The 10,217-nt window shown below is 63.5% G+C and carries 9 protein-coding genes and 1 riboswitch; of the genes, 3 read left to right on the plus strand and 6 right to left on the minus strand.

Features of this window, described 5'->3' with window-relative positions; all coding sequences use genetic code 11:
* Position 1: 1 nt before the first annotated feature.
* Together rplM and KYG_RS22475 are read right to left on the minus strand one after the other, a co-directional pair.
* Positions 2-433: a 50S ribosomal protein L13 gene (rplM, locus tag KYG_RS22470; protein WP_008907237.1), complete on the minus strand. Its 432-nt coding sequence runs from the start codon at positions 431-433 to the stop codon at positions 2-4.
* Between the two features lie 198 nt (positions 434-631).
* On the minus strand, positions 632-2,584 hold the full coding sequence (locus KYG_RS22475) for a serine/threonine-protein kinase (protein ID WP_008907238.1): 1,953 nt from the start codon (positions 2,582-2,584) through the stop codon (positions 632-634).
* Between the two features lie 236 nt (positions 2,585-2,820).
* Here KYG_RS22475 and KYG_RS22480 point away from each other — a divergent pair, with 236 nt between their 5' ends.
* Positions 2,821-3,708 carry a 23S rRNA (adenine(2030)-N(6))-methyltransferase RlmJ gene (locus KYG_RS22480; RefSeq protein ID WP_008907239.1) on the plus strand — a complete coding sequence of 296 codons (888 nt, stop codon included), beginning with the start codon at positions 2,821-2,823 and terminating at the stop codon, positions 3,706-3,708.
* Between the two features lie 19 nt (positions 3,709-3,727).
* Here KYG_RS22480 and KYG_RS22485 read toward each other — a convergent pair whose 3' ends face one another.
* From KYG_RS22485 to ahcY, 4 genes are all read right to left on the minus strand, one after another.
* Positions 3,728-4,189 (minus strand): septal ring lytic transglycosylase RlpA family protein, encoded by a 462-nt coding sequence (locus KYG_RS22485; protein ID WP_008907240.1) that lies wholly within the window; start codon positions 4,187-4,189, stop codon positions 3,728-3,730.
* Positions 4,190-4,386: 197 nt separating this feature from the next.
* Entirely contained in the window at positions 4,387-5,238 is an 852-nt protein-coding gene (gene metF / locus KYG_RS22490) for a methylenetetrahydrofolate reductase [NAD(P)H] (RefSeq protein WP_008907241.1), read from the minus strand.
* Positions 5,235-6,233, minus strand: coding sequence for a TlyA family RNA methyltransferase (locus tag KYG_RS22495; RefSeq protein ID WP_008907242.1), 999 nt, complete (start codon positions 6,231-6,233; stop codon positions 5,235-5,237). Before KYG_RS22495 ends, metF begins: the two co-directional genes overlap by 4 nt.
* A 159-nt stretch (positions 6,234-6,392) precedes the next feature.
* Positions 6,393-7,829, minus strand: a complete 1,437-nt coding sequence (gene ahcY / locus KYG_RS22500; protein ID WP_008907243.1) for an adenosylhomocysteinase — start codon at positions 7,827-7,829, stop codon at positions 6,393-6,395.
* 68 nt (positions 7,830-7,897) lie between these two features.
* Positions 7,898-7,976: riboswitch (S-adenosyl-L-homocysteine riboswitch) on the minus strand.
* A 188-nt stretch (positions 7,977-8,164) separates the two neighbouring features.
* Between ahcY and KYG_RS22505 the strand changes: the two genes are divergently transcribed.
* On the plus strand, positions 8,165-8,398 hold the full coding sequence (locus KYG_RS22505; protein WP_008907244.1) for a hypothetical protein: 234 nt from the start codon (positions 8,165-8,167) through the stop codon (positions 8,396-8,398).
* 137 nt (positions 8,399-8,535) lie between these two features.
* Positions 8,536-10,167 carry a peptide chain release factor 3 gene (locus KYG_RS22510; protein WP_008907245.1) on the plus strand — a complete coding sequence of 544 codons (1,632 nt, stop codon included), beginning with the start codon at positions 8,536-8,538 and terminating at the stop codon, positions 10,165-10,167.
* The last annotated feature ends 50 nt before the right edge of the window (positions 10,168-10,217 follow it).

Here is a 10,217-nt window from a genome sequence, read left to right on the forward strand (position 1 = left end):
CTTAGATTTCCAGCACTTTGGGCTGCTGGGCGGTGTGGGGATGCTCGGCACCGCCATACACCTTGAGTTTCTTGATCATCGCGTAGCCAAGGGGGCCCTTGGGCAGCATGCCCTTGACAGCCTTTTCCAGCGCGCGGCCGGGGTGCTTAGCTTGCATGTCGCGGAAGTTCGTGGCCGTGATACCGCCGGGGTAACCCGAGTGGCGGTAGTACACCTTGTCCAAGGACTTGGTGCCGGTGACCTTGAGCTGGGCGGCGTTGATGATGACGATGAAGTCACCGGTATCGACGTGAGGCGTGTAAATGGCCTTGTGTTTGCCGCGCAAACGGAGAGCAACTTCGCTGGCTACTCGTCCGAGGACCTTGTCGGTCGCGTCAATCACAAACCACTCGTGCACAACCTCAGCGGGCTTTGCGCTGAAAGTAGTAGTCATGAGTTTTCTCTTGGAAAGAGGGTTTGGCGGGTCCTTTTCCACGGTCGGTGCTTCTCTGAAGGAAGCCTCTTAGGTGGCGTGAAAGCCTTCGCCGCGGGACCACAAAAGCGCTGCGAAGCCCGCGATTATACGAATTTGGCTGCCCACTGTGCAAGTTCAGGAACAGAAGGTGCCACACAAAGCATTTCAAAAGCCCTTTCAGTTGGTCGCCTGGCGACGTTTTTGTTCTTCAGCTTCGTAACGGCGGCGGTTTTCCACACAGATCGGCTGGCTGGCCTGGGATGGCTTCTGACATTCCTGGTGAATGCACATGGGGCGCGCCAGAAAACTTGCATCCGCACAGACTTGCTGAGGGCTGGGTGCACGCGGTGGCGCGGGGCGCGGTTTTGGCTCGGGCACAACAACCGGCGGGGGTGGGGGAGCCGGCTCGTCCTGCACCACCACCACGGGCGCCGCACGGCGGGCCGTGCGGGGGGCCGCACGGGGAGCGGACGCCACTACCGATGCCTGCGCCGGGACAGAGGCCGCAGCCGCAGGCTCGCTCGCCACGGTGTCGGCCACCAAGGCGGCAGACGCACTCACCACCGGATCTGCGGGGGGCACAACAGTTGCCACCTCTGCAGAGGCCGGTGCAGCGGGCGATTCTGCGATCTCCGTGATGATGTCGTCCCGGGGAGCCTTGGTGCTTTGGGCCCAGCGCAGTCCGGCCGCGGAGGCCACAACGGCAAAAACCGCAACGCCCAGCCATACCAGCAGGGGCGTCCGCCGCCCCGCTTTCACAGCCTTGCTGGACGGCCGACCACTCTCACGCTCCGGTTTGCGCGCCCGATGAAAAGACGCCTTTCCTGGAGATGGCCCGTCTTTGCCATCCCCGGCAGGGTCGTCAAAGCGCGAGTCATCGATCGCAACCGTGTCGCCAGCGTCAATGAAGACCGTATCCCCCGCTTCCATGTTGACGGTGTCCGGCCCTTCCATCATCACCGTGTCGGCACCGAGATCTGCTGCCTCCGGAGCCCGCAGCCTGTGAGCACCCTCACGCAGAGAGTCATCTCCGGTCACCCTCTGAACGGGCACATGGATCCCCGACACCGCACTGGCGGCTGATGTCACGTCCACTGTGGGAGTCACCAGCCCAGGGCCAGGCTGATCAGCAGGCTCCACCCAGATATCCCCCAGCTCGCTGCGAAAATCGAAGGTCTCTGTGCCCTCCGGCGCCGAGCTCATGTCCATGAGCTGCAGGAACGCGTCGATGCTTTGCGGCCGGTCTTCGGGTTTGAGCGACAGCGACTGGGCGATCGCTGCCACAAAAGCAGCGGAATACTCCACCCCAAACTGGCGCTTGACGGTTCTTGCCACGCGCGAAAACGACACCATGCGGTCCCGGATGGAGCGCAACGTGGCGGGCAGCGGCGTGTCGTTGCACAGGCAGCCGTGCACCACTGCGGCCAGGGAATAGAGGTCGCTCCATGGGCCCTGCCGCAGATCTTCATCGCCATCGGAGTACTGCTCGATGGGCGCATAGTTGACCTTGAGGACGGCGGTGTGTTTTCGGTCCTGATCGTTGATGGCATGGCGGGCAGCGCCGAGATCCAGCAGCACGGGGGGACCGTTGTCCTGCAGAAAAATGTTGTCGGGCGAGATGTCCCGGTGCAGCGTTTTGCCATCATGCAACACACGCAGCGCGCTCAGGACCGACCACAGCACCTTGCGCAGCCAGATTTCCGGTGGGGGCGTGCGCATCTGGGCACGGGCTTGTTTGAAGGTCATTCCGCCGTAAAGCGGCATGACCATGTAAGCGGTGTTGTTTGCCTCCCAGAAGCGGAACACCTTCACCAGTGAGGGGTGGTCAAACTGCGCCAGCAGGCGCGCCTCGCCCACAAACGAGGCCAATCCGGCTTGAAAGGTGTGCTGGTCCGACGACGATCGGACCCACAGCGACTGCCCCTGTGCCCGACCCGCCAGTGCCGAAGGCATGTATTCCTTGATCGCCACCGCCCTGTGCAACGAATGGTCGAACGCCTTGTAGACCATGCCAAACCCGCCCACTCCGAGGAGGGCCAGGATCTCGAATTCAGCAAGGCGAGTGCCCGGTGGCAGCGCATCGACATGGCTGACACCGTTGGCAGGGGCTGGACTGAGACTTGCGTTCATGGTGAAAAGGCCGTGGCGTACGTGCTTGCTTCGACGGAGGGCTGTGTGCATTCAGGCGCCAAGGCCCGGCAGTCGCCATCATGATGCATGCCAGACGGTGTAACAGATACAAAAGGCTTCCTGTCTGCCAAAAACATCACGCGCCCTGGTCAGAGAAGCCCCGATTGTGCCGCGCCCAAGGTACTGGCACCACCCGGGGCGGCCATGCCCCAGAGCGCAGTCGTTACCATAGGGCCATGTTCAGTTATCGCCACGCCTTCCACGCAGGCAACCATGCCGATGTGCTCAAGCACACCGTTTTGATCGCCGCCCTGCAACACCTCACCGAGAAAGACGCGGCCCTTACCGTGCTGGACACCCATGCGGGCGCGGGTCTCTACCGGCTCGACGGCGACTATGCGAGCACCAGCGGCGAAGCCGCAGACGGCATCGCGCGCCTGTTGGCACCGACGACACCAGCCCTACCGCCGGCGCTGCAGGCGTATGTGGACATGGTGCGTGACTTCAACCAGGGCAGCGCGCTACGGGTTTACCCGGGCTCCCCGTTCATCATCCAGCGCCTGTTGCGCGACCACGACAAGCTCAAGCTGTTTGAACTGCACCCTACCGACCTGCGTGCCCTGGCAGGCAACGTGGCCCAGCTCGAAGCGGGCCGCCAGGTGGCCGTGCTGCACGAAGACGGATTCGAGGGAATCAAGAAGTTTTTACCCCCACCGGCCCGCCGCGCTTTGGTGCTGTGCGATCCCAGCTATGAAATCAAGAGCGACTACGCCAAGGTGCTGGACATGGCGGCCGATTCGCTCAAGCGCTTTGCCACGGGCACCTATGCATTCTGGTACCCCATCATCCCCCGACCCGAAGCCCACGACCTCCCCCGGCGCCTGAAGACCCTGGCCACCAAGGCGGGCAAAGGCTGGCTGCACGCCACGCTCACTGTCAAATCCAGCAAGATCACAGAAACGGCTGCGGGCGACGTCAAGCGGCCCGGCCTGCCCGCCAGTGGCATGTTCCTGATCAACCCGCCCTTCACTCTGAAGGCGGCACTGAAAACCGCTCTGCCCCAAATGGCGGAGCTGCTGGCGCAGGACAAACACGCCACACACACGCTGGAATCTGGCGGCTGAACCGCCACAAAAGCCTGGTTTACGGCACCGGGCAGTCACGCTCTCCCTCGGCCAGGGCAAACAGTTCGACGGGCTTGAGCCCCAGTCCGATCATGCCCAGCTCTTGGGCTGCAGCACGGCTCAGGTCAATGATGCGGCTGCGCGTGTGGGGGCCCCGGTCATTGATACGCACGATCACAGAGCGTCCGTTGACCGTGCTGCGGACGCAGACCAAGGAGCCAAACGGCAGCGTGGGGTGGGCCGCAGTCAGTGCCCGCATGTCGAACAGTTCGCCGCTGGCAGTGCGACGCCGATGGAACTTGCCGCCGTACCAGGACGCCAGCCCCACCTGGTCGGCCGTGGCAGGCAGTGGCGAAGTGGATGGGGCTGGAGTCGCCGGGGCACCCGGGTCTGCCTCGTCGACTTCGGCGACCTTGGCACTTGCCGGTTCGGCGGGTGGCGACTTCGCAGGCGCACCCAACCGCTGCGAGCGTGCTGCCACTTTGGGTTCCGTCGCTGTAGCTTGTGCGACTCCACTCGTCGGGAGCTCTACCGGGGTGCGCTCGCCAGTCGCGCAGCCAGCCACGATCACACAGGTGGCAACGGCCGCCGCCAGCCAGCCGGGGCAACCTGCGGGGCAACCTGCTACCCGCTTCGTCGTAACCGGGTGTGCTGCAGTCACGCCGACCCGCCTCGACATCAAACCCCCAGCCGACGGCAAATTTCGAGCGTCGCCGCGCTCTGGTTCATGGTGTAGAAGTGCAGCGCGGGCACCCCGGCGCTGCGCAACTGGTCGCACAGGTCGGTCACCACGTCCAGCCCGAAGGCCTTGATGCTGGCCGTGTCGTCGCCGAACGCCTGCAGCCGCAGCCGGATCCAGCGCGGAATTTCAGCGCCGCAGGCGTCCGAAAAACGCATCAGCTGGGTGGAGCTGCCGATGGGCATGATGCCGGGTACCACGGGCACGCTGGCCCCCAGCCGCTGCGTATCCTCCAGAAAGCGGAAATACGCGTCGCTGTTGTAGAAATACTGGGTGATGGCGGAGTCTGCACCCGCCTGCACCTTGGCGATGTAGGCCTTGATATCCGCCTCGGGCGACCTTGCCTGGGGATGCACCTCGGGGTACGCGGCCACTTCGATGTGGAAATCCCGGCCCGTCTCCGCGCGGATGAAGGCCACCAGGTCGCTGGCGTAGTGGAACTCCCCGCCCGCGCCATAGCCGCTGGGCAGATCGCCCCGCAGCGCCACCAGCCGCTTGACGCCCATGCCCTTGAGCGTGGCCAGCTGCTCGCGCACAGACTGGCGCGTAGCACCAATGCACGAGAAGTGCGAAGCGGCACTCACGCCTTCGGCCAGGATCTCGCGCACGGTGCCGAATGTGCCCTCCTGCGTGGAGCCGCCGGCACCGTAAGTCACCGAACAAAAATCCGGCCGCAGTGCATAGAGCTGCTGACGGGCCGCGCGCAGCTTGTCGGCGCCCTCGGGCGTCTTGGGTGGAAAAAATTCGAAACTGACCGGGAACCCGGTCCGCTGGTTGCTCGCCACGGTCATGCGGCTCTCCTTGCAAAAACAAAAAACTCCCGGTTTCCATCACCCCCCTGGATGGGGCTGTCCAGCCAGGCCAGAACGGTGAAACCCAGGTCTGCGCAGCAGTCGCGGATGCGTTTTTCGACCACGGCATAGAGCGCCGCATCCCGCACCACGCCCCCCTTTCCCACCTGGCCCGGCTGCAGTTCGAACTGCGGCTTGACCAGCATCAGCAGACGCCCTTCGGGCTTGAGCAGCGAAACGATGGCGGGCAACACCAGGGTCAGGGAGATGAAGGAAAGGTCGCCGGTGATCACATCGAACACCGGGGTGGTTTCCACCTGGGCGCATTCCGGGCGGCGCCTGCGCTGCACGGGCAATGTGCCCAGCTTGCGGGCCTCCGCACGCTGGGCGCGTTCGGACTTGAAGGCTTCGATGTCCTGTTCCTTGGCGTCGCCGCTGTCGTCGTAGGCGTCGTCCACCACGCCGCCGTTGCGCATCCAGCTGTAGGGTGCTTCGGGCTGGGTTTCGTTGTCTTCGTCTGCCTCGACCACTTCCGAGAGCGCATCCTCACACGCCTGCTGCAGGGTCTCGGCAGTCACCGACCGTGCGTTCACCCCTTCCACGCAGACGACCCGCAGATCATTGCGCAGGCGTTCATGCAGCTGGCCATGGCCCACATCCATGCCTATGACCTGCGCGGCGCCATGCTGCAGCAAGCAGTCGGTGAAGCCGCCAGTGCTCTGCCCCACGTCCAGGCAGCGCAGCCCGGCCACAGACAACCCTGTGGCCTGCAAGGCGCCTTCAAGCTTGAGGCCGCCGCGCGAGATGTACTTGGCCTCGGCATCGTCCAGCAACTTCACCTCGGCCACCGCCGGGATGTCATCGCCGTTCTTCGCCACCTTCTGCCAGGGCGCCAGGGGCGACAGGCGCCACTCGACCCCGGCGGCAATCAGCCGCTGCGCCTGCGAGCGCGTGGCCGCATGGCCCGCTTCCACCAGAAAAACATCGGCACGCATGGCGCTCATCCTTTAGGGGTCAAATCAGCCGCCAACGCTTATTTATAAAGCGCCAGCAGCTATAGTAAAAATAGCAAACAGAATCCCGCTACCCAAGGGGCTGCACACCCGGCATGGCCGGGCACCCGAGAAAAGGCGCGCAGCGCCCCGGGGAGGAAATCAATACCGGTAGGTATCGGGCTTGTAGGGGCCCTGCTTGGGCACGCCAATGTAGGCGGCCTGCTCGTCCGTCAGCTCCGAAAGCATGGCACCCACCTTCTTGAGGTGAAGGCGTGCTACCTTTTCGTCCAGGTGTTTGGGCAGCACATAGACCTTGCCGTTCTCGTAGTAGTCGCTGTGTGTGAACAGCTCGATCTGGGCGATGGTCTGGTTGGCGAAGCTCGAAGACATCACAAAGCTCGGGTGGCCGGTGCCGCAGCCCAGGTTCACCAGGCGGCCCTTGGCCAGCAGGATGATGCGCTTGCCGTCGGCAAAAATCACATGGTCCACCTGCGGCTTGATCTCTTCCCATTGGCAGTGCTCTTCGAGCTTGGCCACCTGGATTTCATTGTCGAAGTGGCCGATGTTGCAGACGATGGCCTGGTCTTTCATGGCCTTCATGTGCTCGAAGGTGATGACGTCGCGGTTGCCGGTGGTGGTCACGAAAATGTCGGCCTTATCGGCAGCGTATTCCATGGTGACGACCTTGTAGCCTTCCATGGCGGCCTGCAAAGCATTGATGGGGTCGATTTCCGTCACCCACACCTGGGCCGACAGGGCACGCAGGGCCTGGGCGCTGCCCTTGCCCACGTCGCCATAACCTGCCACCACGGCCACCTTGCCGGCAATCATCACATCGGTGGCGCGCTTGATGCCGTCCACCAGCGATTCACGGCAGCCGTACAGGTTGTCGAACTTGCTCTTGGTCACCGAGTCGTTCACGTTGATGGCGCGGAACATCAGGCTGCCCTTGGCCGACATCTCCTTGAGGCGGTGCACGCCGGTGGTGGTTTCTTCGGTCACGCCGATGATCTGGGCGCTCTTGCGGCTGTACCAGGTGGCGTCCTCAGCCAGCTTGGCCTTGATGGCGGCAAACAGGATGCGCTCTTCTTCGCTGCCGGGGTTGGCGAGCACGCCGGGGTTCTTTTCGGCCTGTTTGCCCAGGTGCATCAGCAGCGTGGCATCGCCCCCGTCGTCCAGAATCAGGTTGGGGCCTTCGCCTTCGGTGCCTGCGGGGCCGAAATCAAAGATGCGGTGGGTGTAGTCCCAGTAGTCCACCAGGGTCTCGCCCTTGATGGCAAACACCGGCGTGCCCGCAGCAGCGATGGCTGCCGCAGCGTGGTCCTGTGTGGAGAAGATGTTGCACGAGGCCCAGCGCACCTCGGCGCCCAGCGCTTGCAGGGTTTCGATCAGCACCGCAGTCTGGATCGTCATGTGCAGCGAGCCCGTGATGCGCGCGCCCTTGAGCGACTGCTTGGGCGCGAATTCCTCGCGGATGGCCATCAGGCCGGGCATCTCAGTTTCGGCGATGCGGATTTCCTTGCGGCCCCATTCGGCCAGACCGATGTCGGCGATGATGCAGTCGGTATTGACGGGGGCGTTGACACGTGCGTTCATGGTGTGCTCCAAAGCATGTTTGAAAAGCCACTGGACGCGGGGAGACAGGTAGCGCTCACCACACGATCAGTGGATGAGCGTCGTTGCTTGATGACTCCGAGCCTCACGCCCCGCCTGTGCTGGGGACGCTGCAACGCTCCTCGGAAGCCGCGCATTTTACACGCACATGCTCAATCACGTTGCATTCCCCCTTGCAGCGTGGGCGTCCTGCCGACCGCGCAAATGCCGCGCTTCCTACAGGCTGCAAACACAAGACGCCGTGAAATCCATACCGTGCTTCCGCGTTCGCCGAACCGGACCGCCATCATCAACCCATAGAGAAAGTGACACCCATCATGAACAAGCTGATCGCTATTGGTATCGTTTCTGTCGGCCTCGCAACCCTTGCCGCCTGCGACGTGCGCAAAACCCAGGAAGGCAACGTGACGCTGCCCAAATACGAGGTGGAAAAAACCCAATCGGGCGACGTGACACTACCCAAGTACGACGTCAAGACACCGGACGTGAACGTCACCACGGAAGAAAAGGTCATCGAGGTGCCCAAGATCGAAGTCACACCTGCGAAGTAACCCCTGTGGGATGCACTGCATGCATTGATCGGGTGCATCCCGCACATTCCGCAGGCCACTCTTCCTGCAATAGGGATAATCGCGCGGTTCCCATTTTTTTCCCAGCGCCGCGCCCCCCCCGTGCGGCCACCGCCCGAATGTCCGCACCGTTCCTTGCCGAAACCCGGCGCCGCCGCACCTTTGCCATCATCTCCCACCCCGACGCCGGTAAGACGACGTTGACGGAAAAGCTGCTGCTGTTCTCGGGCGCGATCCAGATCGCCGGCGCCGTCAAGGGACGCAAGGCCAGCCGCCATGCCACGTCGGACTGGATGGAGATCGAAAAACAGCGTGGTATTTCGGTGGCCTCGTCGGTGATGCAGATGCTCTACCGCGAGCATGTGATCAACCTGCTCGACACCCCCGGCCACAAGGACTTCTCGGAAGACACCTACCGTGTGCTGACAGCAGTGGATTCGGCCCTGATGGTGATCGATGCCGCCAACGGGGTGGAGTCGCAGACACGCCGCCTGATCGAGGTCTGCCGCCAGCGCGATACGCCCATCATCACCTTCGTGAACAAGATGGACCGTGAAGTGCGCGACCCACTGGACATCATGGACGAGGTGGAGCGCGAGCTGGGCATGCCCTGCTGCCCCATGACCTGGCCCGTGGGCCAGGGCAAAAGCTTCGGCGGCATCATCAACCTGCGCACCAAGACGATGACCGTGTTCGAGTCCGGCAGCGAACGCCGCCCACAGGACTTCGAGGCCATCCCCTTGTCGGACGAGGCGACTCTGCGCGCACGCTTTGGCGCCGAGTTCGACGCCGCGCTGGAGAGCATGGAACTGGCCGTGGGCGCATCGCCCGCGTGGGACCATGAGGCCTTCCTGGCCGGCAAGCTCACCCCCGTGTTCTTCGGCTCCGGCGTGAACAACTTCGGGGTGATGGAAGTGCTGGACGCCCTCGTGGACATGGCCCCGCCCCCTGGCCCGCGCGTGAGTACGCTCGAAGTCAACAAGCAGCCCGTTGTCAAGACCATCCAGCCCGAAGACGAAGGTTTCTCGGGCGTGGTGTTCAAGGTGCAGGCCAACATGGACGCCAACCACCGCGACCGCATCGCCTTCGTGCGTGTGGCCTCGGGCAAATACACGCCGGGCATGAAGCTCAAGGTGCAACGCACCGGCAAGGAGCTGCGGCCCACCTCGGTCGTGACCTTCATGTCCCAGCGCCGAGAAGCGGTCGAAGAAGCCTACGCGGGCGACATCATCGGCTTCACCACCCACGGCGGCGTGCAGCTGGGCGACACCATCACCGATGGTGCCAACCTGCAGTTCACCGGCCTGCCCTTCTTCGCGCCAGAAATGTTCATGACCGTGGTGCTCAAGAACCCGCTGCGCACCAAACAGCTGCAGCAGGGCCTGGCCCAGCTGGGCGAAGAAGGCGCGATCCAGGTCTTCAAGCCCGATGCCGGCGGCAACATGCTGCTGGGCGCGGTGGGCCAGCTGCAGTTTGAAGTGGTGCAGCACCGCCTGAAGGCCGAGTACGACGCCGACGTGCGGCTGGAAGGCTGCCAGTACACGGGCGCCCGCTGGATCACCGCCGACAACGCGGCCGACCTGCGCGCCTTTACCGATGCCTACCCGCTGCGCCTAGCGCACGATGCGGCGGATACGTTGGCCTACCTGTGCACCTCACCTTACGACGTGCGGCTGGCGCAGGAGCGGTTTCCGAAGATCCACTTCCATCCACTGCGCGAGCATGCTGGGTTGGCGTTGCAAAAAAACTAGTGGAAGCGAATTTGCGATTCGGGACTTTAGGCAACAAGGGCAGCGTCTAG

Origin of the sequence: Acidovorax sp. NO-1, assembly GCF_000238595.1 — a bacterium.
Classification (GTDB): domain Bacteria; phylum Pseudomonadota; class Gammaproteobacteria; order Burkholderiales; family Burkholderiaceae_C; genus Acidovorax.

What these genes read in the sequence shown, in the direction of transcription:
- KYG_RS22475 (WP_008907238.1), bottom strand. Translation starts at nt 2,584, where the DNA reads ATGAACGCAAGTCTCAGTCCAGCCCCTGCCAACGGTGTCAGCCATGTC.
- KYG_RS22505 (WP_008907244.1), top strand. Translation starts at nt 8,165, where the DNA reads ATGAACAAGCTGATCGCTATTGGTATCGTTTCTGTCGGCCTCGCAACC.
- KYG_RS22495 (WP_008907242.1), bottom strand. Translation starts at nt 6,233, where the DNA reads ATGCGTGCCGATGTTTTTCTGGTGGAAGCGGGCCATGCGGCCACGCGC.
- ahcY (WP_008907243.1), bottom strand. Translation starts at nt 7,829, where the DNA reads ATGAACGCACGTGTCAACGCCCCCGTCAATACCGACTGCATCATCGCC.
- KYG_RS22480 (WP_008907239.1), top strand. Translation starts at nt 2,821, where the DNA reads ATGTTCAGTTATCGCCACGCCTTCCACGCAGGCAACCATGCCGATGTG.
- metF (WP_008907241.1), bottom strand. Translation starts at nt 5,238, where the DNA reads ATGACCGTGGCGAGCAACCAGCGGACCGGGTTCCCGGTCAGTTTCGAA.
- rplM (WP_008907237.1), bottom strand. Translation starts at nt 433, where the DNA reads ATGACTACTACTTTCAGCGCAAAGCCCGCTGAGGTTGTGCACGAGTGG.
- KYG_RS22510 (WP_008907245.1), top strand. Translation starts at nt 8,536, where the DNA reads ATGTCCGCACCGTTCCTTGCCGAAACCCGGCGCCGCCGCACCTTTGCC.